Below are 24,255 nucleotides of genomic sequence, written 5' to 3'. Positions count from 1 at the left end.
ATAATTATATTTTCAGCTAACCTATCAACTGGTTATCGATGCTGAATTACCCTAAATTTGCTGATAAATCCTGCCTTTTCAGACAGACATACATTGCTGTATAGATTATCATGCCCATTTTTTGCGACATAGTTTGTTTGTTCAATACTAGGTATTTATGTAATGAATATCTATCATCAATTATAAACGCATAATCATTGTGCGCATAGTATTTTAGCCTGATAATGTCATAATCTTCTCAAACGACACATATTAAGCGCCAAAAAAGACGCTTTGATCATCTCATTAAATACCAAATACAATTATACCAAAATTCGACTGTGTCTATATTCGATTATATAGGGTGATTGTCTATATATTATTTCTTCTTACATACGACCAACGTATTGACCATACAGTTTTACTCTTAAATCATTTAATACCTATTTTTTAATAGGCTAAATTCATCATATTTTTAAATGACAAGTTAGCTGTAAAAAGTAGTAAACCTATATATCAGCTTTTTAACTAACAAAAACACCACCTAATGAATAGGTGGTGTTTTTCGTATAGTAACTATAGAGATCAATTACTTATGCTTAACCAGCTTGATCAATCAACATATTACGTAAGTGACCGATGGCTTTGGTTGGGTTCAAGCCTTTTGGACAAACTGATACACAGTTCATGATACCGCGGCAACGGAACAAGCTAAACGGATCGTCTAAGCGAGCTAAACGTGCTTGAGTATCACCGTCACGGCTATCAGCAACGAAGCGATAAGCATGCAGTAACGCTGATGGACCTAGGAACTTATCAGGGTTCCACCAGAATGATGGGCAGCTGGTTGAACAGCAAGCACATAGAATACATTCGTATAGACCGTTCAGCTTTTCACGCTGTTCAGGCGACTGTAAACGCTCTGTTGGCGGTGCTGGCTGATCATTAATTAAGTATGGATGTACTTTCTCATACTGCTCATAGAACTGGTTCATATCAACAACCAAATCACGAACCACTGGCAAACCAGGTAGCGGACGAACCGTTACTTTTTCTGGTAGCGTGTTCATGTTGATTAGACATGCCAAACCGTTCTTACCATTAATGTTCATGCCGTCAGAGCCACAAATACCTTCACGGCAAGAGCGACGGAAAGTAAGCGTTTCGTCTTCTTTCTTTAGGCGTAATAGTACGTCAAGCAACATACGATCTGAATCAAGTAGCTCAATCGTATAAGTTTGCATACGTGGCGCTGCGTCCAGATCAGGATCGTAGCGATAGATTTCGATGGTGCGAGTACCTCGGCTCATAATGCTAAACTCCACACGTAGGTGATGGCGGGCATACAAAGATTGCAACATATTTGCGCTAGCTATTAATCAGTACTGATAACCAATATCGGATACCAATTAATAGCATAGTAGCGCTGGCATGAGCATGTAGCTGGCGGTCACCTTTTTAATAAATTAATAAGGGATAAAACGTTAACACTGCTGTTATCTATCAACTATACATAAAGTATGCAATCTAGAATTAGTAGACGCGGACTTTTGGTTCGATATAATCAACAGTCAATGGCACTTTACGTACTGGCTTATAAATGATGCGATTTCCTTCAGAGTACCATAAAGTATGCTTCATCCAATCGTGGTCATTACGGCCGTTAGGTGCGTAATCATCATCTTCTGGACGATCATAGTCAGATACACTGTGCGCGCCGCGGCTTTCATGACGCTTCGCTGCAGATATCATTGTCGCTTTTGCTACTTCATACAAGTTAGCAACTTCGAATGCTTCAATACGTGCTGTGTTGAACACTTGTGATTTATCGCCAAGATGGATCTTGTCGATTTTTTCACCTAGCGCTAAAATTTTCTCAACGCCTTCGTCCATCATCGCTTGCGTACGGAATACACTAGCGTGTTTTTGCATCGTAGCACGAATCTCATCAGCCACGTCTTGCGCGTTGTAGCCTTCAGTAGACTGTTGCAATTTGTCTAAACGCTTCACTGTAAAGTCAAGTACGCGTGGATCAAGTGGCTTGTAGTTATGATCTGCATGATGGAATTCATCAACGATATGCTTACCAGCTGCACGGCCAAATACCAATAGATCTAGTAGAGAGTTCGTACCTAGACGGTTAGCACCATGTACACTGACACAAGCACACTCGCCAATTGCATAAAGACCTTTAACAACATTGCCTTTAGCATATAGGCCGTCTTCATCAGTACCTGCTTCTAGATCTGGTACAATCACTTGACCATGAATAGTGGTTGGAATACCGCCCATCATGTAGTGAATGGTTGGGATTACTGGAATTGGCTCTTTAGTGATGTCAACGTTAGCGAAGTTTTTACCGATCTCAAATACTGATGGTAGACGCTTCATAATGGTTTCAACACCTAAATGCGTCATATCCATTACGATATGGTCAGCATTAGGACCACAACCACGGCCTTCTTTGATTTCTTGGTCCATTGAGCGCGATACGAGATCACGTGGTGCCAAGTCTTTCACGGTTGGCGCATAACGCTCCATGAACGCTTCGCCATCTTTGTTACGCAAGATAGCACCTTCACCGCGGCAACCTTCAGTCAATAGTACACCTGCACCATGGACACCAGTTGGGTGGAACTGCCAGAACTCCATATCTTGCAATGGAATGCCAGCACGTACTGCCATGCCAATACCGTCACCAGTATTGATATAAGCATTGGTAGAAGCTGCGAAAATACGACCAGCACCACCTGTCGCTAGAACTGTAATCGGTGACTGGAATACAGCAATCGTACCCGTCTCTTGCTCAAGCGCGACAACACCGTTGATGTTACCAGCTTCGTCTTTGATCAAGTCAAGGGCGATCCATTCGATAAAGAACTCAGTGCCCTGCTCTAGGTTTTTCTGATATAGCGTATGTAGTAGTGCATGACCTGTACGGTCAGCAGCAGCACAAGCACGTTGTACTGCTTTTTCACCATAGTTAGACGTGTGACCACCGAACGGACGCTGATAAATAGTACCGTCTTCGTTACGGTCAAACGGCATGCCCATGTGCTCAAGCTCATAGACTACTTTTGGCGCTTCACGGCACATATATTCGATAGCGTCTTGGTCACCTAACCAATCTGATCCTTTAACGGTATCATAAAAGTGAAAGTGCCAGTTGTCATTACTCATGTTACCCAAACTTGCACCGATACCACCCTGAGCGGCAACCGTGTGCGAACGCGTTGGGAATACTTTGGTAAGGACTGCAACCTTCATGCCCGCTTCCGCTAAATGCAATGAAGCACGCATACCTGAGCCACCGCCACCAACGATAACTGCATCGTAGTTTAAGGTCTTGATATTACTAATGGTATTGTCTTGTCTAGTTGCCATTACGGTTTTCCTAATGCCTGTTAATGCGTAAAAGTAAATTAAAGACTTTTGAGATATCTCTATTACAGCTATAAAGGCTTACTATTTAGCCATTTCTAAGCTTATAAAATAAAGAGTCTTAATAGTCATTAATCACTTAATTTGCATATCTATCGTTATACTGAACTAAGCCTACTCAACTATAATCAGATTAGCTGATCAGTAATGCCAGTCCAATGCTATGACTATTCTTGGCTATCAACGGATGGCTCTAAAATACTTTGCCAACTAATGTATCAGTTGGATGCATCCGTCGTTATATAGATATCAGAGCTTTTTATGAGATGGTTAAACGGCAGCGATACCGAAACCGTTACCCCAAAAAATCATGATGCCCCAAAATAGAAATACTAAAATAGCGATAATCATCAAAGTCTGTAATACCAAACGTAGTCTTGGCGCACTTTCACCCATCTTGCCAGATGTAATATAGTCAGTAAATACTGTCCACATCCCAACCCAAGCATGACCAGCTAGGGCAAGTACTGCAACCAAGCTGAATAGACGCATCGGTAGGCTGGTCATAAATGATGACCATTCAACAAAAGTGACATCACCATGGGTCAAAAAGAAGCCCAGCAATACCACACTATAAACGGCTAAAACAACAGCACTAATACGCTGGACAATCCAATCACGTGAGCCTGAACCTGTCAGACCAGTAGCACTTTTGATTCCTGAATCATTTTTTATCATTAGAACATCACCCATACAAATGACGCGACAACTAAAATCGCTGCAATCACAAAACTGACCATAGAGGCAGTGCGGCCAGATTTTAGCTCTTCGTTCATGCCCATATCAGCAAATAAATGTTTGATACCCATTACAAAATGATATGCAATAGCGGCAACAAATATCCATGCCAAAAAGCGCACAAGTACATTGTCAAATACGGTCGCAAAACTCTCAGGCGATGCCAATGAGTTCTGTAGTATCCATAACATGACAGGAATCAATAAAAATAAAATAATGCCAGAGATACGATGCAAGATAGAGGCGATCGCGATCGGTGAGCGATTAACGCTAATCACTTGGCTTAAAGGCAGATCAATAGGTCGGTTGCTTTTCACAGCGGGCATCCTTTTGCGGTTATACTCCTGTATCTGCTATCAACGCCTGACATAAATAGTGCCAATTGAGCATTGAGCAACACACGAGACGAATAAAGTAAGGAAGAGCTAGCTGACTTCGTTTAGTTTGCGCTAAATATGAAGAAAGGATCATGTATATAAAGGTATTGATAGACTGTTCAATGTCGCTTGTCAAATCGACAGGCCTATCAAACAACCTATCTATTATACAACAAAGAGAATAAACATGAGTAACATCGACTAACCAGTCTATTTTAGAGGTCGTATGAATAGTAAGACAACGTTACTATGTCTTCTATATCAGAGCAGACCTTATATTAGGCACTTGAAATCTTGTGCTAAACAAATAAAAAAGATTGGTTAAGAAGAAATTTCAAACCATAGAATGCGGTTTGGTCTATCGTAACACCAGACAATCGTAAATAAGCATGAATAGAAGACGCTCTGAACGACACTATAACATGGTCATTTATTAATTCGCGCAAAGCTAGTGCCAGTTAATTCCTACAATTATAAAATGCCTGAGCAATAATTACAAATTTATCCATTCAGTAAGAATATATACATATTTAATCAATAAATGAATGGATAAGAATAATGCTAGTTTTAACATTGATTATTATGACAAACTTTAATCCGCTTACTAGGCATAGTCTGCCAGTTTTTGGTGTCATTATTTATGAGTTTTGTCTCTAAAATATGTTTAGAAACCCAAAATATTGGCTCGATAATGCTGCTATAAACTTGCTCAAAAATAGAGGAATTTTAAGCAAAATAACCCGACAGACATATTTTGATACAAAAATTACAGCGAATAACTACCGCCACACCGCGCCAATTGGACACATGGTCCATAAAAGTTTTTTCAAATCATCAAGAATTGCTGCTAATATACCCTGCGTACTAAATGAGTTGAATGCACTTTTACCGTTCAACCGACAATGACGCGAGGGTATGCGTCTGTAGTAATTTATTCTAACAAGTCAAACCAATGGAGAGCAATTTATGGCTGATACTAATGCCAAACTAACCGTGAATGGTGAAGAATACGAACTTCCTATTATTAAAGGTACTTTAGGGCGCCCAGTTATCGATATTGCTGCTTTACAAGAATCAGGATTTTGGTCTTATGACCCTGGTTTTAAAGTAACTGCTCCTGTTGAATCAAAGATTACTTATATTGATGGTGGCAAAGGCGAGTTATTACACCGCGGCTACCCTATCGACGAGCTAGCGAACAATGCTGAATACCTAGAAGTTGCTTATGCACTTTTACATGGTGACCTACCTACTGCTGAGCAAAAAGCAGAATTTTTTGAAAAAATCCGCGAGCATACTCCTGTTCATGATCAATTGCGTAAGTTTTTTGAAGGCTTCCGCCGTGACGCGCATCCAATGGCTATCATGGTTGGTGTCGTTGGTGCCTTATCAGCGTTCTATCATGAAGATCTAGACGTGAGCAATGAAGAACATCGCGAAATCACAGCTATTCGTTTGATTGCTAAGATGCCTACGCTTGCTGCGATGAGTTATAAATACTCACAAGGCGAACCGTTCATGTATCCGCGTAACGACTTTAACTATGCAGAAAACTTCTTATACATGATGTTTGCAACGCCTGCTGATGTAGACTATGAGAAAAACGACGTTATCACTCGCGCAATGGACAAAATCTTTACCTTGCACGCTGACCATGAGCAAAACGCTTCTACGTCAACGGTACGTTTAGCTGGTTCTACTGGCGCAAACCCTTATGCGTGTATTGCTGCTGGTATCGCAGCCCTTTGGGGACCATCACATGGCGGCGCGAACGAAGCTGTTCTTGAGATGCTAGATGAAATCGGTACTGTTGAGAACGTGCCTGAGTTCATGGAAAAAGTGAAAAGCCGTGAAGTGAAGCTAATGGGCTTTGGTCACCGTGTCTACAAAAACTTCGATCCACGCGCTCAAGTAATGAAAGAGACTTGTGATGAAGTACTAGAAGCACTAGGTATCAACGATCCTAAGCTTGAATTGGCAATGGCACTAGAGAAAATTGCGTTAGAAGACCCGTTCTTCATCGAGCGTAACCTATATCCAAACGTTGATTTCTACTCTGGTATCATTTTGAAAGCTATCGGTATCCCAACGTCAATGTTTACCGTAATCTTTGCATTGGCTCGTACTTCAGGTTGGATCAGCCATTGGTTAGAAATGCACAGTGCACCGTTCAAAATCGGTCGTCCACGTCAGTTATACACTGGTGAAACGCGCCGTGATTTTGTAAAAGTTGAAGATCGCAAGTAAGCAAAAATAATCGTTATCCAATAAAAAATCCCGCCATCGTGCGGGATTTTTTATTGTCTTGACTCTCTTTATTCAATACTGGCTGTTTTATGAGAAATGACTAACTCAATCAGTTTATAAAATTATAGTCAGTTACTGAAACTCTTTTAACGTTTGCTCATATTTGGCAATCTGTTCATCGTATCCTTCAATAGTTTCATTAAACTTAGCCATTAACGCTTCAAACTCTTGTTGCTGCTTCTGTTTCATTTGCTGCATATCAACCACTTGTTGAGCTTCTATTTGTTCCCATACCTGATGCTGAATAATTAAACGGGCAAGTGCCGGACTTTTTGCACTTACTCTACCAGCAATCTCTGCATGCTCAAATAACTGCGGAACCAAGGTCGCCACATTGATTAATGTATCAGAATCCTCTGCGCTCAGCGGTGTTGTCACCGGTTGATATAAAGCGTCCATGGTTTGCTGATAGCGTTCTATAATTTGGTCCTCAGTCAACATAACAGGTTTACGCGGCTCAAGACTGATACGTTTTAACACCGTTAAGTCACGCTCACCAACTTCAATGCTAGTATTGACGTCAACCTCTGCATCTACATTTGGATTGCTGTCTATCGGGGCGATATCGATATTCGATGACACCACTTCTTCAGAACTGGTAGCGGTAGTATTTACGTTAGGAGCGGTATTATCGGTCGCTACTTCGTTATTACTATCTGTATTTTCACTATTATTAGTATTCAGTAATAAAAGCTCCTCACTGTCTGACGCATCTGCCGCTTGCAATGACTCATACTCTGCTTGCAATCGTCTCTGTAAGCTCTGCGCCTGTGCGACATATATCGGCTGAAATTGTTTTATGCGCGCAGCAGCTGAGTCACTTTTTGGCATAGGCTGACTGTCTTCTACGCTTGTTTTTTCACTGGTTTGACTGTCATCAGCCACAGGTGATGTGTCAGACTGCTGACAGCCTGTCAAAAACAACACTCCTGACAGTGCGGCTACAAGCAGAGTCGGTGGGTAGCGGGTATCAACATTAGGCTTTACTGACAAAAATTTAAACATGAGAGTACATATCCTTTGGTAAAGCAAAATTATTAAAGGGTAAATTACAATTGCGGTTCATTATTCTTTGATTTTTAGAAACACAACTGACTATTAAATCGTCCAATATAGTTATCCAGTATTTATCCAACTGACCTGTGTTTCAGTTGATGTATCGTTCTATAGTTCGGTTATGACTTATCATAGCCAAGCTTACTGTTACTTTTAAAAATTAGATGATTGATGGATTATCAGTATTTTTTGCCTTAATAGGCTGCTCTGTCAAAAATGGAATACAAGCTTCCCACTCTTGGCAATTCTGACCACGATGACGACGTACAAAATAGTCTTGTACCATGCGTGCCTGCTGCTCAATACCATACTTAAAAAATGATTTGCCTGTTTCTAACACGTAGTCGTATTTTCGGTTGATAATCGCTCCGCGTACCACTTTTAAGCCTTGCTGTAACTGCCATACGTGTGTTAGCTCATGTATAAGCCAGCTTTGTTTACTCAGTGGAGCCTCGCTAAAATCCGTAATCCAATCGACTGAATTAAAGTAGATATTGCCATTGGGGCTAACGGCATAATGTTTTAGTACCCACCACGCTGTCTTTAACTGCACTTCATCAAGTTTGATGCTGTCACCAAATACTGAATACGCCAACGCTATCTCGCCAGCTGTCAGATAACGTGACTGCTGCTTACCTGTATCACTACGCCAGTAGCTATTGAATAAGCGTTTAAGAGTCGGTTCAGACATCGTTAATGCAATACCTTATATTTGATAAGCCATTTTTAATAGTTAATAGTCGCGATTGGCCAACCTTTGTCATCAATACGGTAGAACTGTTAATAGTAGAGCCGTTAATATAGATGAATGATGAAAACTAAAGCGCTCGGGACACAAGCTATACGCTTAGTTAGCTTTCATTAACATATTTTTGCGTTAACCTAGCGCGTATGATTTATAACAAGTACCATCCTTATAAACTAGCCTACTTCTACTGCTGATGTCTAATACTCATTGCTATTATAAAATTGCTGCGAAAATCATGCCAAACGTATACGAGTGTTAAAATCCAATGAGAATGGTGAAGTTAGCCTAGTATGCTGTTATTTGGATTTAACTATAGAGACCTTGCCGTTACTACTTTTGCAGCTAGTAAATAGTTTTTTCATTTTTCGATAGAGAGTCTTATGCCACCTAACTTCCATGCCGATACCCCACTTGCTCAGCGTATGCGCCCTACTTCTCTTACCGATATTATTGGTCAAGAGCATTTGCTGGCAACTGGTGCACCGTTACGACGTTTGGTAGAGCAAGGGCATCTGCCATCTATTATCCTGCACGGTGAAGCAGGTATTGGCAAAACAACCATTGCGATGTTGTTAGCCGATGCCGTTAGTCGACCTTTTCATGCGCTTTCCGCGTTAAATACTGGCGTTAAACAGTTACGTGAAGTCCTAGATAATAAAGATTCGTTGGCATTTGAATCACCTGTGGTCTTCATTGATGAGATTCATCGCTTTAATAAAGCACAGCAAGATGCACTTTTGGGTGCGGTAGAGTCTGGTGATATTACCTTGATTGGTGCCACTACGGAGAACCCATCATTTAGTGTCAACAACGCTCTACTATCACGTTGCCAAGTTTATCGTTTAGAGCCGTTAACACCTGAGCAGATAAGTACCGTGCTGCAACGAGCGCTTTCAGAAGACAATATCCTCAAAAAACTAACCGTCGACTTACAAGCAAAAGATACCATCAGCCAGCTGTCCCATGGTGATGCTAGAAAAGCGCTAAATTTATTAGAGCTAGCCATTCAGACCGCTGATACCAAGCAGTCGCCAGTGATTATCAATGATGAATTGGTCAGCCGAGTGGCACAGACTGCTTTGGTAAGATATGACAAAGATGGTGAGCAGCATTACGATATTATCTCAGCGATGATAAAGTCCGTCCGCGGCTCAGATCCAGATGCGGCATTGTATTGGATGGCACGTATGCTCGTAGGCGGCGAACCTGCTGATTTTATTGCGCGGCGCTTAGTGATTTTGGCCAGTGAAGATATTGGTAATGCCAATCCTAATGCCTTACTCCTAGCTGATGCAGCATTGCGTAGTGTGCAATCCATAGGTATGCCAGAGGCGCGTATTATTTTAGGTCAAGTTGTGGTGTATCTAGCGACCAGTGCCAAAAGTAATAGCACTTACAAAGCGATCAATGCTGCAATGGCGTTGGCTGAAAAAGATGCCTCATCTGTACCGCTACATTTGCGCAATGGCGTCACGAAACTGATGCGTAGTCAAGGCTACGGTCAAGGTTATGCTTACCCGCACGATTATCCTAACCATTACTATCCTCAAAGCTACTTACCAGATAATTTGGTTGGTACCAGTTTTTATGAGTTTGCAGATAATCAGCGAGAACAGCACAGTAAGCAGTTTATGGATTGGTTAAAAAGCCAAGCTGCGAGCAATGACTAACTACGATATAGATCAATAAAAAAGATAACGCACAGATTTACGAGTCAGTTTTAATGTTCATTAATAATATTTATGACTATTTTTGACATACTGAACGATATAGTGGGAAGATGGCGCAGCACGTGACGCTGAAAAGCGTTAAAATAACCTCATAATGATATATACAAGCAATTAAGCGAGTCACTTTTATATCAAATTATATTGCTTATAACGCGATTTACTTGACCGTAGTAGCGCTTTGCTTGACCGTAACAGCGCTTTGTATTATCTATTGCTACAATAAGCAGATAGAGCCTTATATTCTAAATGACACCTATTTATAAATAATAAAATATTGAGATTTACTATGAGTTTAAATGCAATCCCTGAGATTATCGAAGACATTCGTGCTGGAAAAATGGTCATCTTGATGGATGATGAAGACCGCGAAAATGAAGGTGATATCATCATGGCAGCGACGCATGTCCGCCCTGAAGATATTAACTTTATGATTACTCACGCACGCGGCTTGGTTTGTTTGACCTTATCACAAGCGCGTTGCCAGCAATTGGCACTGCCACTGATGTCAGATCGTAACGAGGCGAAGTTTAGCACCAACTTTACTGTCTCGATTGAAGCGGCTGAAGGCGTCACCACCGGTATTTCTGCAGGTGATCGTGCACGTACTATTCAGGCAGCGGTATCTTCATCAGCAAAGCCTGAAGACATTGTTCAGCCTGGACATATTTTTCCAATTATGGCACAAAACGGCGGTGTTCTGCACCGTGCAGGCCATACAGAAGCAGGTTGTGATTTAGCACGTTTAGCGGGTCTAGAGCCTGCAGCGGTGATTGTAGAGATTATCAATGCAGATGGTACGATGGCGCGCCGTGACGACCTTGAAATATTTGCAAAAGAGCATGACATCAAGATAGGCACGATTGCTGACCTTATCAACTACCGTATCGCTAATGAGCAAACAGTAGAAGAAATTGAGTCACATCCTTTTGAAACTGAACACGGTACTTTTACGCTACATCGCTTCCGTGAGTTTGGCGCTGAAGAAACACATTTAGCCTTGGTAAAAGGTGATGTTAGCGAAGGCGTCAGCACTGTACGCGTACATGGCTTTCACCCATTACGCGATTTATTTGCAGCTAAAAACGATATGACTGGCCGTAGTGGCTGGAGCGTACAATCAGCACTAGAAGAAATCAGTGCTTCAGATCGCGGTGTGCTGGTATGGATTGGTAGCAATCAGCCAGTTGATTTGGGAGATGCGTTAGACAAAGCCGCGGACAACGAGTCGCAATCAACCATCACGCAGCAACCTTATCGTAGTATCGGCGTTGGTGCACAGATATTACGTCATTTAGGTGTCCGTGATATGCGCTTATTGTCATCACCAATGAAGTTTTTTGCATTGTCAGGTTTCGATCTAAACGTGGTTGATTTTGTTCATGCACCGCAGCAAGATTAACGACTATTTAAGAAAATAGTTGCAGAATGAGTGATAACAAAGGCACGCTGACATTATGTTAGCGTGCCTTTTTTGTTTTTAGCTTTTACTTTATGATAACTTTTTTCAAGAAATGAACAATCGACTCACATAGGAACCAACCTAAAGCTTAGGCGTATGACCAAACTTGGCTTCCAGTGCTAGCAGCTGTTGACGCTCTGCCGCTGTCCATGGCAATTTACCTTTTCCATCACTATCCAGACGCACTACCACGGCCTCTGCCGTAGCAACGATTGTTTCTTGCGCGGTACTATAGTAACTATATTCCATCGCCATACTCGTATTGCCCAAACGCTTACAACGAACTCCTAACAATAACGTATCAGGATAGGTAACTGGGCGTAAATACTGACAGCTAGACTGGGCTAAAACAGTGACCATACTCCCATCAAACATACCTAGCGCATGCAAATAACTAATGCGTGCTGACTCAGCGTAACGATAGTAAACCACATTATTCAGGTGATTGAAGGCATCCATCTCACCCCACTGTATCGGCTGATGATGAATAACAGGATAATGAGCTAGTAATTCAGGGCGGTGTTCGTTTGCTGCATCAAACATAGATGTTGAGCTTTCATTAAAATGGGTCATTGCTTACCTTACGTTTTATATTTTCCGTATTAACTATTGTGACTAGCTCTCGTTAGCGTTGCGGCTTATCCAAAATTTCTGTCGTCAATAATGGCGTTGGTTTGGGTGCATGAGCAATCAACTGATTTAGCCATACAATTACTTCTGGTATGTCACTCGGCGCTTTCATTGTCTCAAGATTACTTTGACCATCGATTGGTTTTTTATCAGCTTGTACAATGCCAATCGCGCCAGCTTGTACTGACTTTTTATTGTCGCTAGTTGAGGCCTTAGGCACCAACGTTTTTAACTGTTTGCGTGCTTGCGTCAAATAGCTGACCAGTTGATCCTGCTTACGCATATTACTGGCTTGGCTTGCTAAATTTAACGTCATGATGACTTCATGAATAGTGAGCTGACGACGCGTTAAGTTTGTATCACTATCCGCTGGGGCATCAGTAGCATTGGTTGTTTTGAGCTGCTGTTTATTTTCAATAGCTGCATCTACCAGCTCTCGACGCTGTAAATCCGTACCTTCATAGCTGCCAAGACGCTCATGACTATGCAAAAATTCCTGAATGTTTTGAATCGCAAGATTTTGTATTTGCCATGGGCTTGGCTGAGAGCTTTGGGCCTGCAGACGCTCAATATCTTTGAGCAAACTTTGCTTAATAACGATGGTGAGCGCAGGCGCAATCTCATTACTGCTTTGCGATAACTGCCAATGTAGACCTCGCAATAACTCAATCGCGGCACTGTCATTACTATCCGCCAACAGTCTATCAGCCGCTTTAATTTGGATACGCAATAGGTCCAACTGATTCTGAGCTTGGCTACTCGCTTTAACTCTAGGTTCTGGCAGCGTCTGCTGACTCATAGCAAATAGACGATCGTCCATTTCGTTTAATCGACTGATTACTTGCTCATTACTTTGCAAACGATCGTTGACACTATGCTGAAAGCGCTGCTGACTAATATATAGCCACAATAATGCAGCGATCAGTAATAAGATAACCAGCCATTGCATCCGTAGCAGCAAAATATTTGCTTGCCGGCGCTGCTGAACAGTTGAAGGATCCTTAGATAAGGACTCAGAATTCATTGACATAAGGCAGTACCGTTATTGGTATAGATAAACATGTTTAAAGCAAATGGAAAGTTTAAAGTATTATATTTTAGAATGAATGGCTGAGAGAATCGTAGCTGGCGACAAATCCTCTACTCGCCAGTAGCTCAACTGCTGTGCGGCAACCATATTGGCCAAACGCTCACCCAACACAACGTAAGAAAAATCTTTTAACGTAAGCGATAGAAGCTGTGTTGTATTAGCCACTGCATCAGAATCTTGCTCTTTGTTTATTATCTTTGATTGGCCATTATTGACGATATTTGACCAATGCTCAAAAGCTGCCGCACTACTGATTACGACTATTGGCTTTGACTGCTTTAGTAGGGCAATATCTGACGCAGTACTATGAGTAAGAAATGTTTGTTGCCACTGCTGATACTCAGCCATTGCATCGATAGGCATTGTACGCTCGTACCAAGCAATACTATCGATATGTACACCGCGCGCCTGCAATGTATCAACCAATAATCGTCGTCCACCAAGCCCGCGCCATATCAGCAATTTATCGCCTGCTTGTAAGCTATCGATTTCAGGCATTGCTAGCATGCCTTCGTTATTGGCCGTCTCAGGCTGAAGTATTTGATAGCTTGTTGTATCTATACGCACCTGACTGAACTCTGCCGCCGTTGCTTCACCAACCGCAACCAGAGGACTAGGTAGTGACAAACCTTCTAGTAAATTCTGTTCGTACTTGTCACTACTGTCTTCTGCTTTGTATTCATGCTCTTTATATTTATGGTCGAGTGATTGCCAAACGGCTAACCCTGAAGCTGCCGCAGTTGGGCTGACGATAACAAGCACTTTGTACTCCCCCGCCAACCACTGATGCATTAATGCAATATCTATATCAGTTGTTGGACGTGGTCGTAGCGTCAACATCGGTATATCAATCGCTGTCAATCCTGCCGCTTGTAAATGCTGAGTCAACGGTGCTGCTCGCTCTACTGGGCGAGTATTGATGACAATTTGCGGCATTACTTTTGACTTATCATTAGCATAATTCTTATGAGAAGTTACGTATGTAGACTGAGTTGGCAGTGATGACATATGTATACCATGACAAAAAAAGAATGAAAAAAGTTCAAGCCTACAAAAATGGCTGATGCTTAGATCAGCCTATCTTACGGTTAATCAAACCTATAGCGACTGTACTTGTACTACTCAGGCTGATAAATAGCTGACAAAATAGCGCCTGCGCCATCAGCAAGTAGCATTTCTGCAACATCGATACCTAGTTGGTTGGCTTGGGCTTCTTGCTCGGCTTGTGTCCCAATCAACGTAGCTCGTTTGTCTGCCTTCAACAATTCGCTACCATCGGCTTGACCTACTCGACCGCGTAGCCACAGCACATTACCGTTGTCGTTATTACCATTATCACCATTGTTATCATTATTAACACTGGTTTCTTCAGCTGTCTGCAAAACTGCATAAGCGGCGATCGGTACTTGGCAACCGCCCTCTAGATGACGGTTCAGAGCACGCTCAGCGATAAGTCGAATACGGGCTTTATCATCATTGAGTGGTGCAAGTAATTTAAGTACCTCTTCATCGCCTTCACGGCATTCGATTGCTAAGGCACCTTGCCCAACTGCAGGTAAGCAAGCCGCGATATCAAGCTCACCGCGTATTCTCGCGTTTAGCTCAATACGTTGCAAGCCGCTTGTTGCCAGAATAATGGCATCATATTCACCAGCATCTAGCTTGCCCAAACGAGTGCCAACATTGCCGCGCAAGGTTTTGATTTGCAGGTCAGGTCGATAGGCTTTGATCTGGCATTGACGACGTAAACTTGACGTCCCAACGACCGCACCCTGTGGTAACTCATCAATACTATTATAAGTGTTTGAGACAAAGGCATCTGTTGGTGAGGCGCGTTTACAGTAGACACCTAATGTGAGACCTTCGGGAAGCTGCATGGGTACATCTTTTAGCGAGTGCACTGCAATATCGGCTTGTTTATCATACAGTGCTTGTTCAAGCTCTTTTACAAACAATCCTTTACCACCAATTTTGGCCAAAGGTGTGTCCAAAATCTTGTCACCCTTAGTGACAATTTTTAGTAAATTAATCGTTAGATTAGGATACAACGCCAATAATCGATCACGAATATGCTCAGCCTGCCATAAGGCTAGAGGACTTTGACGTGTGGCGATATTTAAAGTAGTCAAAACAGGTTGCTGCGGATTGCTCATAAAGGGCCTCAATAAGTTCGATATTAATATTGTAGTGGCTATAGTCCTAATGTCAGTACTGTTCATCTTTATACTGACTAATATCGATATTACTCGATAGGGCAAATTTGCCAAAGCATAGGCGACTCAAATGATTAATAGTAGATGCTGACGCAAAAAAATACCCCTATTTAAGCATAAATAAGGGTTTGATGATATGGAATGATTGGTCGCTATCAGGACAGCCTATTACATGCTTTGGATTTTATCACGTAAGGCAGGTAAGTGGCGACGACTGACCGCTAGCGTCTCATCAATACCTTTAAAACGTATCTGATACTGGCCTGCATCCAAAGTTTCTAAAAAGTCCAAATAACTAAGGTTGATGATGGCATTGCGATGTACTCGGAACAGACGATCATCAAATTCTTGCTCTAACTCTTTTAGCGTTTCATCAATCAATACCATGCCGTCTTTGTGACGCACTTTGACGTATTTTTGATCTGCTGCAAAATAGTAGATATCTTTTAGCTTAATCAGTTCAACACCGCGATGCGTACGAGCAGCGATATGTTCACGTATCGGGCGTGCTGTCGGGTCTTCAAGCTTGCGAATTTCATTTAGTTGAGCGGCATTTAAGTTCTTTGCTTTGTTTAATGCTTCTAGTAGCTCATCTTTGTTCGCAGGTTTCAGCAAATAGCCAATTGCATTGGCTTTTAACGCTGCGATCGCGTAATGGTCGTATGCCGTCACAAAGATAATCGCTGGTGGATGCTCAAGTTTGGCAAGCTCTTGAGCACAGCGCACTCCGTCCATTTCAGGCATTCGGATATCTAATAATATAATATCTGGCTGCTGGGTTTTTACAGCGACGATGGCTTCTGCACCTGTTGTGGCCTGAGCAACTACCTCATGGCCTGACTCCTGTACAATTCTCACCAAGCGCTCACGCGCTAGGGGCTCATCATCACAAACTACGATACGCATGCAAACTCCCATCCAAGGACATACTTAATATTTTTTTCAATAGTATTACGGCTATATTAGCACTCATTATCAATCACTTAGAATATAAAATCTAAATTATTTAATAAAATTCTGACAAAAACCACCAGTTTTTATAGCGGACAATATATTCCTGCTATCGGTAGATTTTATATGGTGTAATTGTGTTTCACGGTAGTTATGATATTAATGATTCGTAATCATTATTTATCAAAAATAAATAATGATACCTATACATGGTTCTGCAATAAGTATGCCACATAGGCTTTTAAGAGTTAAAAGAATGGAGAAAGTTAATAAAGAACAGTAGGTTATAAACCGACGTCTTGTAGAGGATAGTCGATGATGGTGATAATTTGAGTGCTGGCTACCGAGCTTTGAATGTCAGCACTTTGTCCAAAATGGGCGCGCAAACGATCAGCTTGAATATAGAAATTCATATGTTGGCGCAAATCATGATTGATGATTAATGTCTTTTTGGGAAGCGCAACATCAATCATAATTTTAACTCGGTGTTGTTCCCACGTGACTTCGATATTAATGCAGATAGTTTCTGTGGTCATTTCTACCACATTAAGCAGTATTTTCTCTAGAACGCTTTGTAGCGTTAGCGCAGTGATAACCATATCGTACATGATATCTTCATCAGGCAACTTCCAATTAACTTCGAGCTTGTCTGCCAGACGACTAGATTCGATTGCCAAATAATGCTCACAGAGATCTACCTCTTCTTCAAAGCTAATCTCGCGTGTACCGCTAAAACTAGCACGGAATAGTGCAGAGACGTGCTGTAATAAGTCAGCGGCTTTAGGCGGGTTCGATTCAATCAGTGATACGAGTGTATTGATAGTATTAAAGAAAAAGTGTGGAGCCGTACGGGCTTTGATTAGGTCGTTTTGCGCGGTTAATTTATATTCAAAGGACAGCTTAAGTGCATTGAGCTCACGATAGCTGCGCAAAAAATATAATAAAAATACAGTTGTAAAACCACCCGCCAACACTGTATTGAGCACGATATTTAATACAAACGTGCGACTATCATATGTTAGCCAACCGAAATTAATCATAGATAATGTAACTAACGCCATCGAAACTGCAGCAGCAAACATCAGTAACAATACAATCCGCATACTTACGCTAAGAATACTGGCGTTTTTGAAGGCAGGGCGTAGGTAGTCAACTAGATAAAGTGACGGGATAACTGTCAGAGCATTTTGAGTGAAGCTACGTACAAGCTGAATCATGAAGTCTGACCAAGTGGCTAAGCTATGGCGCTCCATTACCGTTAGGAACAAGGACCAAAAAAAGATATATGTCAGCCACTGCCAAGGCCTCATGATTTCCATGAGTTTAGGAATAAAAAACTCTAAGCGTGTAGCTAGTAAGGCAACCTCATCATTTGCTATACTCGAGTTCTTATTCTTTTGACTTGTCTTGTACTGATATGAACGCCAATTCTTCAAAACCTAGTAATCCTGAATCAAGTAAAAGTTCATCTGACTCTGATTTTAGCACAGATGCTCCTATAACAAGTACCACAACGCAGACTGCGCCTGCGAGTAGTCAAGGCCAACAAATGTGGGGCGGACGCTTCAGTGAAGCGACAGATAGCTTCGTAGCTGCCTTTACTGCCTCTGTGGGCTTTGACCAACGCTTTGCTCGTCACGATATTCAAGGTTCGATTGCTCATGCAACGATGCTAAAAGAATGTGACATTCTAACTGCTGATGAAGTTGCCACCATTATCGATGGCCTGCAGCAAGTATTGCGCGAGATTGAAGCGGGTGAGTTTAACTGGTCAATCGCCCTTGAAGACGTGCATATGAACGTCGAATCACGTCTGACTGATATTGTAGGTGCTGTTGGTAAAAAGCTACACACTGGTCGTAGCCGTAACGATCAGGTAGCCACAGATATTCGCCTATGGTTGCGCGAAGAGACTGATAGTATCATTGAATTATTAGTACGTTTGCAAAGTGGTTTACTTGATTTGGCTGAGCAACATACTGATACTATCATGCCAGGCTTTACTCATTTGCAAACAGCACAGCCTGTTAGCTTTGGGCATCACGTGATGGCATGGTTTGAGATGTTGTATCGCGATACTGAGCGTCTTGTCGATGCACGTCGCCGTATCAATCAGATGCCACTTGGTAGCGCAGCGCTTGCTGGTACGACTTTCCCAATCGATCGTACCATCACTGCTGAACTACTAGGTTTTGAAGGTATTTGCCAAAACTCACTCGATGCCGTTTCAGACCGTGATTTTGCGATTGAGTTTACTTCAGCAGCATCTATTCTCATGATGCATATGTCGCGTATGAGCGAAGAGATTATTCTTTGGATGTCAGCGCAGTTTAATTTTGTGCAAATACCAGATCGCTTCTGTACTGGCTCATCGATCATGCCGCAAAAGAAAAATCCTGACGTACCTGAGTTGGTACGCGGTAAAGCGGCACGTGTCTTTGGTCAGTTGATGACTTTACTTAGCCTAATGAAAAGCCAGCCACTCGCCTACAATAAAGACAATCAAGAAGACAAAGAGCCTTTGTTTGATTGCGTTGATACGTTGACAGGTTCGCTATTAGCATTTGCTGATATGCTACCGAATATCACACCAAACAAGGAGAGCATGCGCGCTGCTACGATGAAAGGCTATGCGACTGCGACTGACTTGGCAGATTACTTAGTACGTCAAGGCGTGGCATTCCGTGACGCCCATGAAGTGGTTGGTAACGCTGTTGCTTTAGGCATCAAAGAGGGTGTTGATCTAAGTGATTTGTCATTGGCACAGCTACAGCAATTTAGCGATGCTATCGGTGAGGATGTCTTTGACTATCTAACGCTAGAAGGCTCATTAGCAGCTCGTGACCATCTAGGTGGCACTGCACCAAACCAAGTCAAGCAAGCGGTGGTCAATGGCCGCGCTCGCTTAAAAGCCTTTGCTTAATCATTAATTTGCAAATAACAGCCAACTTGCTAATATAAACTTAACACCCGCTACTTCTGCGGGTGTTTTTATTTGTCCTATGACCTCTACTGGTTTGGCCAATGTTATTTTCAAAATATCACTAGCTTTAAAAACCTAAATAAAAAGGTTAAACGTAGATAATATTTGTCATACACCAACTACCAGAGACTTTATAACAAATGGATAGAGGCTTGACGCTATACATTAGTACCCTTTGCTAAATCTACCAAGACCGTTATCATAGACTCATATGATATTTGATTTAACCACTTAATATAATGAATAAGGAATGCCTTATGACTGAGACTTTTAACCCTCAAGCAAATACTGTGTTTTGTCGTAAATATAAGCAAGATTTGCCGAAAATGCCGCATCCACCCTTCCCTAATAAAAAAGGTCAAGAGCTGCAAGAGACCGTATCTGAAAAGGCGTGGAAAGAATGGCTTGAGCATCAAACGATGCTCATCAATGAAAATCATCTAAGCATGATGGATCCTGCTGCTAAAAAGTTTTTAACAGAGCAGCGTGATAAGTTCTTAGACAATGAAGACTATGAGCGCGCACAAGGTTGGACACCTGAAAGTTAGTATTTACTCACCTTCTACGAGCTACCTACATTTAGTAGTTATAAAAAAACGCGCTTACTATAGCGCGTTTTTTTATAAGGTGAAAATCACAGTCTTTCCTATTAGCCTTCATCACTATCTGACGTTTCAAGCTCATTGGCTGACAATGTACTAACTTGACGAGCAGCCAATCGGTCATTTGCTTCTTGCACCGCTTTTTCGACCATCGCATAGTCTGAATGACGTACGTCTTGCCCACTGATATAGTTAATCACTAGCTCTGCGACATTTTGTGCATGGTCACCGATACGTTCAAGCGATCGTAATATCCACATGATATTGATGACTTTTGATACATGGCGCGAGTCTTCCATAATATAGGTCATCAAGGCGCGTATGGCTGACTGATATTCGGTATTGACCGCGCTGTCATTACGCATCACTTCAAACGCTTGCTCCGCATTCGATTGACTAAAAGCTTCTAGCGAGTTGTTTAGCATCAGACGCACTTGATTACTCAGATGCTGAACCTCAGCATAGCCGTATGCTGATTTACCTTCTGCCGCAATTTTACTGGCCATTCGCGCAATTTTTACCGCTTCATCGCCGATACGTTCCAAATCAACCACACCTTTACTGATCGACATGACTAAGCGCAAATCACTGGCAGCTGGCTGGCGCTTGGCAACCAATAATAAAATGTGCTCGTCGAGTTCGACCTCCATTCGATTGATATCGAAGTCCATATCGATGACTTCTTGCGCCAGTGTTTCGTCTTTATCGATAAGAGCATGGATAGCTTTGGCCACTTGGTTGGCCGCGCTATCACCCATGTATAAAAATAAACGGATGGCTTCATCAAGATCTTGGTCAAAACTTTTGGAGATATGCTTATCACTTTGCATGAGAGGTATTCCCTAGAATCTATATTTTAATAGCGCGGTGTGCTTGTGAAGTTAGAAAGTCGGCTTATGACATGCAAATCAGCTTTGTCTGCTTGTACCGACTTCAATCTCAATCAATGTTAGCCATAACGACCTGTAATATAGTCTTCCGTCGCGGTTTGGGTAGGTTTGGTAAATATCTGATCGGTCTCACCCATCTCAATCATATCGCCTAGATACATATAGACCGTATAATCAGATACGCGTGCTGCTTGCTGCATATTGTGAGTGACGATGGCGATGGTGTAGTCGTTTTTCAGATCTTCGATCAAGTCTTCGATAGCACCCGTCGAGATAGGATCCAACGCTGATGTCGGCTCGTCAAGCAACAGTACTTCAGGCTTGGTCGCCACACTACGTGCGATACACAGACGCTGCTGCTGACCACCTGATAACGACAGTCCTGATGCTTTTAGCTTGTCTTTCACTTCTGGCCATAGCGCTGATTTTTTCAGTGCCCACTCTACGCGATGATCCAGCTCGTCTTTGCTTAATTTTTCGTATAGTCGTACGCCAAAGGCGACATTGTCATAGATTGACATCGGGAACGGCGTTGGCTTCTGAAAAACCATGCCAACTTGTGCACGCAGTAAGTTCACATCGATGTCTTTACCCAAGATGTTTTTGCCATCTAGATTGATATTGCCCTCTGCGCGCATACCTGGATATAGATCGTACATGCGATTAAAGGTACGTAGTAGCGTAGACTTACCACAACCTGAAGGACCAATAAAAGCAGTCACTTTTTTATCCGCGATATCGATATTGATGTTTTTCAATGCCTGAAAATCATCGTAATAGAAATTTAAATCTCGAACTTCCATTTTTGCAGCAGGCATATTCTTAGGAATATCTTGAATCGTTTGCTTATTAAAATCAGCAGTGTTTGGTTGCTGAGCTTGGGCGCTAGTAGACATGGGTCTATTTAATAGGCTGCCTGTTGCCGTATTAAAGTTGTCAGCAGTCGTGTTCGTACGGACGTTGCTTAGGACATCATTCATAATATTTCAACCTAGCTTAATTAATTTCATATAAGTTTAAGTAAATGCTTAGCGTGTAGCGTACTACAGTCTGGTCTGCTCTCAGCCCTTATTTGGGCTGACCTCTACCACCGATAAATCTTGCCAAAATATTCAACACTAGGACAGACGCGGTGATAAGTAGTGCTGCCGCCCAAGCCAATGTATGCCAGTTGTCATAAGGACTCATCGCAAACTGGTAGATGGTATTGGGTAAGTTAGCAATAGGCTGACCCATATCTGTACTGAAGTATTGATTGTTAAGTGCGGTAAATAGTAACGGCGCTGTCTCACCAGTGATTCGAGCAAAAGCCAATAGCACACCTGTGGTCAGTCCCGCTCGCGCAGCTTTCACAGTAACCTGAGTGACCAGTTTCCATTTAGGGGTACCTAGCGCATAGGCTGCTTCGCGTAGACTATTAGGTACCAAGTTCAGCATGTTTTCTGTCGTACGTACCACCACTGGAATAACAATCAGTGCCAATGCCAACGCGCCTGCCCAACCAGAGAAACTTTGACCTTTTACCATCAGTGCATAGATAAATAGACCGATGACAATCGATGGCGCTGACAATAGAATATCATTTAAAAAGCGAGTGACCTTGCCCAGCATACTGCCTTTAGAAAACTCAGATAAATAAATACCTGTCATAAGACCAATAGGTGCACCGATAAACAATCCTGAAAACGCCAACATGACCGAACCAACGATAGCATTGCGTAAACCGCCCGCACTCATCGGTGGCGGCGTATCAGCGGTAAAGATTGGTAGCTGCACCATGCCTTGGAAGCCTTCAACAAACAAAGTCAACAAAATCCATGACAACCAAAACAGGCCAAAAACCATCGCTGACATAGCAAAGCCTAGACCTAACTTGTTGGTCAAACGACGCTTGTTATACAGGCTTTGATTGTAGCGAGTAGCGCCGTTTGGCTTAGTAGGTAGTGGTGCATTGATCGCATTGTTAGCAGGCATAATATTTATTTCCCATATCTTTTATCAATATCTATCAAGGTTCAATAAATCGGTAACAGACTTATCGGTTACCTGCTTTGTGATCCATGCGCATGAGCATCAGTTTTGCTAAAGACAGCACAATGAAGGTGATGACAAATAAGATTAAGCCTAGATGTAGTAGAGACGCAAGATGTAGCTCACTAGACGCTTCAGCAAACTCATTGGCCAAGGCCGAGGTAATCGTCACACCAGAAGTAAATAGGCTTGGACTGATATTAAACGCATTACCAATCAAGAAGGTAACTGCCATCGTCTCACCCAATGCACGACCAAGACCCAAAATTACGCCACCAACGACACCAGCTTTGGTATAAGGCAGGATAATCTTGAACATGACTTCCCAAGTCGTCGCGCCCATGCCATATGCTGACTCTTTCAGTAAATCTGGTACGACAGAGAAAACATCACGCATGGTGGCAGCGATGAACGGTATGATCATAATGGCAAGTACTAGGGAGGCGGTAAACATACCCAGTCCCATAGGTGCACCTGCAAACAGCTTACCGATAATAGGTAAAGGGCCGACGTGCTCAATGAACCATGGCTGAATGTGATCACCAAAGAATGGCGCAAATACGAACAGTCCCCACATGCCATAAATAATAGATGGGATACCAGCCAACAACTCAATGGCGATACCAAGTGGTTTTTTGAGGAACTTAGGGCACATCTCGGTTAAAAATATCGCAATACCGAAACTGACTGGAACCGCGATAATAATAGCGATAAATGACGTGACTAAGGTGCCGTAAATAGGCGCTAATGCCCCATATTCATTGGCGACTGTATCCCAGTTATTGCTGGTATAAAATCCCAAACCAAACTCTTGAATACTCGGCCATGCTCCAACAATTAGAGACACCAAAATGCCCCCTAAAGATAGGAGGACGAGTATGGCAAACGCTTTAGTAGAATTCACAAATAAAGCGTCGTAACGTTTTTGTTTAGCCAGTTGGGACCTTAAGTCTGTCATAAGTGTCTCAGCATTGAATGGGATGAATCGAAATATTAAAAAGATGTATCTCAGGTTTTAACACAACAAACT

General features: G+C 42.2%; 21 protein-coding genes. 5 read left to right on the top strand and 16 right to left on the bottom strand.

Annotated elements, in window-relative coordinates:
• Positions 1 to 578: 578 nt before the first annotated feature.
• The 4 genes from IEE84_RS00565 to sdhC all read right to left on the bottom strand — a co-directional run bounded on the left by IEE84_RS00565 (position 579) and on the right by sdhC (position 4,484).
• The gene (locus tag IEE84_RS00565; protein ID WP_055123743.1) at positions 579 to 1,289 is read right to left on the bottom strand and encodes a succinate dehydrogenase iron-sulfur subunit; all 711 of its coding nucleotides are present in this window, start codon (positions 1,287 to 1,289) and stop codon (positions 579 to 581) included.
• 223 nt (positions 1,290 to 1,512) lie between these two features.
• Positions 1,513 to 3,363: a succinate dehydrogenase flavoprotein subunit gene (sdhA, locus tag IEE84_RS00560; protein ID WP_057757857.1), complete on the bottom strand. Its 1,851-nt coding sequence runs from the start codon at positions 3,361 to 3,363 to the stop codon at positions 1,513 to 1,515.
• Between the two features lie 327 nt (positions 3,364 to 3,690).
• The gene (sdhD, locus tag IEE84_RS00555; RefSeq protein WP_224737948.1) at positions 3,691 to 4,095 is read right to left on the bottom strand and encodes a succinate dehydrogenase, hydrophobic membrane anchor protein; all 405 of its coding nucleotides are present in this window, start codon (positions 4,093 to 4,095) and stop codon (positions 3,691 to 3,693) included.
• Between the two features lie 2 nt (positions 4,096 to 4,097).
• Complete coding sequence (sdhC, locus tag IEE84_RS00550) at positions 4,098 to 4,484, bottom strand: succinate dehydrogenase, cytochrome b556 subunit (RefSeq protein WP_082624524.1); 387 nt, start codon at positions 4,482 to 4,484, stop codon at positions 4,098 to 4,100.
• A 1,017-nt stretch (positions 4,485 to 5,501) separates the two neighbouring features.
• On the opposite strand from sdhC, the gene gltA reads away from it, so the two are divergent.
• Positions 5,502 to 6,782, top strand: coding sequence for a citrate synthase (gltA, locus tag IEE84_RS00545; protein ID WP_057757851.1), 1,281 nt, complete (start codon positions 5,502 to 5,504; stop codon positions 6,780 to 6,782).
• A gap of 132 nt (positions 6,783 to 6,914) precedes the next feature.
• Here the strand turns inward: gltA and IEE84_RS00540 are convergent, their stop codons facing one another.
• Positions 6,915 to 7,847: a hypothetical protein gene (locus IEE84_RS00540; RefSeq protein WP_191114519.1), complete on the bottom strand. Its 933-nt coding sequence runs from the start codon at positions 7,845 to 7,847 to the stop codon at positions 6,915 to 6,917.
• A gap of 211 nt (positions 7,848 to 8,058) precedes the next feature.
• Positions 8,059 to 8,589 carry a type IV secretion protein Rhs gene (locus IEE84_RS00535; protein WP_224737805.1) on the bottom strand — a complete coding sequence of 177 codons (531 nt, stop codon included), beginning with the start codon at positions 8,587 to 8,589 and terminating at the stop codon, positions 8,059 to 8,061.
• 437 nt (positions 8,590 to 9,026) lie between these two features.
• Between IEE84_RS00535 and IEE84_RS00530 the strand changes: the two genes are divergently transcribed.
• Together IEE84_RS00530 and ribBA are read left to right on the top strand one after the other, a co-directional pair.
• Complete coding sequence (locus IEE84_RS00530; protein WP_191114518.1) at positions 9,027 to 10,316, top strand: replication-associated recombination protein A; 1,290 nt, start codon at positions 9,027 to 9,029, stop codon at positions 10,314 to 10,316.
• A gap of 346 nt (positions 10,317 to 10,662) precedes the next feature.
• On the top strand, positions 10,663 to 11,775 hold the full coding sequence (gene ribBA / locus IEE84_RS00525) for a bifunctional 3,4-dihydroxy-2-butanone-4-phosphate synthase/GTP cyclohydrolase II (RefSeq protein ID WP_057757842.1): 1,113 nt from the start codon (positions 10,663 to 10,665) through the stop codon (positions 11,773 to 11,775).
• Between the two features lie 141 nt (positions 11,776 to 11,916).
• Here the strand turns inward: ribBA and IEE84_RS00520 are convergent, their stop codons facing one another.
• The 6 genes from IEE84_RS00520 to IEE84_RS00495 form a co-directional block, all read right to left on the bottom strand.
• The gene (locus IEE84_RS00520) at positions 11,917 to 12,408 is read right to left on the bottom strand and encodes an acyl-CoA thioesterase (RefSeq protein ID WP_191114517.1); all 492 of its coding nucleotides are present in this window, start codon (positions 12,406 to 12,408) and stop codon (positions 11,917 to 11,919) included.
• Between the two features lie 52 nt (positions 12,409 to 12,460).
• Positions 12,461 to 13,495 carry a hypothetical protein gene (locus IEE84_RS00515; protein ID WP_191114516.1) on the bottom strand — a complete coding sequence of 345 codons (1,035 nt, stop codon included), beginning with the start codon at positions 13,493 to 13,495 and terminating at the stop codon, positions 12,461 to 12,463.
• Between the two features lie 60 nt (positions 13,496 to 13,555).
• Entirely contained in the window at positions 13,556 to 14,563 is a 1,008-nt protein-coding gene (locus tag IEE84_RS00510; protein ID WP_191114515.1) for a uroporphyrinogen-III synthase, read from the bottom strand.
• Positions 14,564 to 14,673: 110 nt separating this feature from the next.
• A complete protein-coding gene (gene hemC, locus IEE84_RS00505) occupies positions 14,674 to 15,708 on the bottom strand; it encodes a hydroxymethylbilane synthase (protein WP_191114514.1) in 1,035 nt (344 codons plus the stop codon).
• Positions 15,709 to 15,936: 228 nt separating this feature from the next.
• Entirely contained in the window at positions 15,937 to 16,674 is a 738-nt protein-coding gene (locus tag IEE84_RS00500; protein ID WP_102078269.1) for a LytR/AlgR family response regulator transcription factor, read from the bottom strand.
• A gap of 329 nt (positions 16,675 to 17,003) precedes the next feature.
• Positions 17,004 to 17,936: a histidine kinase gene (locus IEE84_RS00495; RefSeq protein ID WP_224737802.1), complete on the bottom strand. Its 933-nt coding sequence runs from the start codon at positions 17,934 to 17,936 to the stop codon at positions 17,004 to 17,006.
• A 332-nt stretch (positions 17,937 to 18,268) separates the two neighbouring features.
• Between IEE84_RS00495 and argH the strand changes: the two genes are divergently transcribed.
• Both argH and IEE84_RS00485 read left to right on the top strand, forming a co-directional pair.
• A complete protein-coding gene (gene argH, locus IEE84_RS00490; RefSeq protein ID WP_191115321.1) occupies positions 18,269 to 19,642 on the top strand; it encodes an argininosuccinate lyase in 1,374 nt (457 codons plus the stop codon).
• Between the two features lie 317 nt (positions 19,643 to 19,959).
• Positions 19,960 to 20,250, top strand: a complete 291-nt coding sequence (locus IEE84_RS00485) for an oxidative damage protection protein (RefSeq protein WP_057757820.1) — start codon at positions 19,960 to 19,962, stop codon at positions 20,248 to 20,250.
• Positions 20,251 to 20,351: 101 nt separating this feature from the next.
• On the opposite strand, the gene phoU is transcribed toward IEE84_RS00485, so the two are convergent.
• The 4 genes from phoU to pstC all read right to left on the bottom strand — a co-directional run bounded on the left by phoU (position 20,352) and on the right by pstC (position 24,183).
• The gene (phoU, locus tag IEE84_RS00480; protein ID WP_057757817.1) at positions 20,352 to 21,134 is read right to left on the bottom strand and encodes a phosphate signaling complex protein PhoU; all 783 of its coding nucleotides are present in this window, start codon (positions 21,132 to 21,134) and stop codon (positions 20,352 to 20,354) included.
• 119 nt (positions 21,135 to 21,253) lie between these two features.
• Positions 21,254 to 22,090 (bottom strand): phosphate ABC transporter ATP-binding protein PstB, encoded by an 837-nt coding sequence (gene pstB / locus IEE84_RS00475; RefSeq protein ID WP_101204716.1) that lies wholly within the window; start codon positions 22,088 to 22,090, stop codon positions 21,254 to 21,256.
• A gap of 172 nt (positions 22,091 to 22,262) precedes the next feature.
• On the bottom strand, positions 22,263 to 23,168 hold the full coding sequence (gene pstA, locus IEE84_RS00470; RefSeq protein ID WP_191114512.1) for a phosphate ABC transporter permease PstA: 906 nt from the start codon (positions 23,166 to 23,168) through the stop codon (positions 22,263 to 22,265).
• Positions 23,169 to 23,229: 61 nt separating this feature from the next.
• Entirely contained in the window at positions 23,230 to 24,183 is a 954-nt protein-coding gene (pstC, locus tag IEE84_RS00465; RefSeq protein WP_191114511.1) for a phosphate ABC transporter permease subunit PstC, read from the bottom strand.
• Positions 24,184 to 24,255: the final 72 nt, after the last annotated feature.

Origin of the sequence: Psychrobacter sp. 28M-43, from assembly GCF_014770435.1 — a bacterium.
Lineage (GTDB): Bacteria > Pseudomonadota > Gammaproteobacteria > Pseudomonadales > Moraxellaceae > Psychrobacter.
Note: the sequence above shows the minus strand (reverse complement) of the source record. Positions and strands in the feature narration are given on the sequence as shown.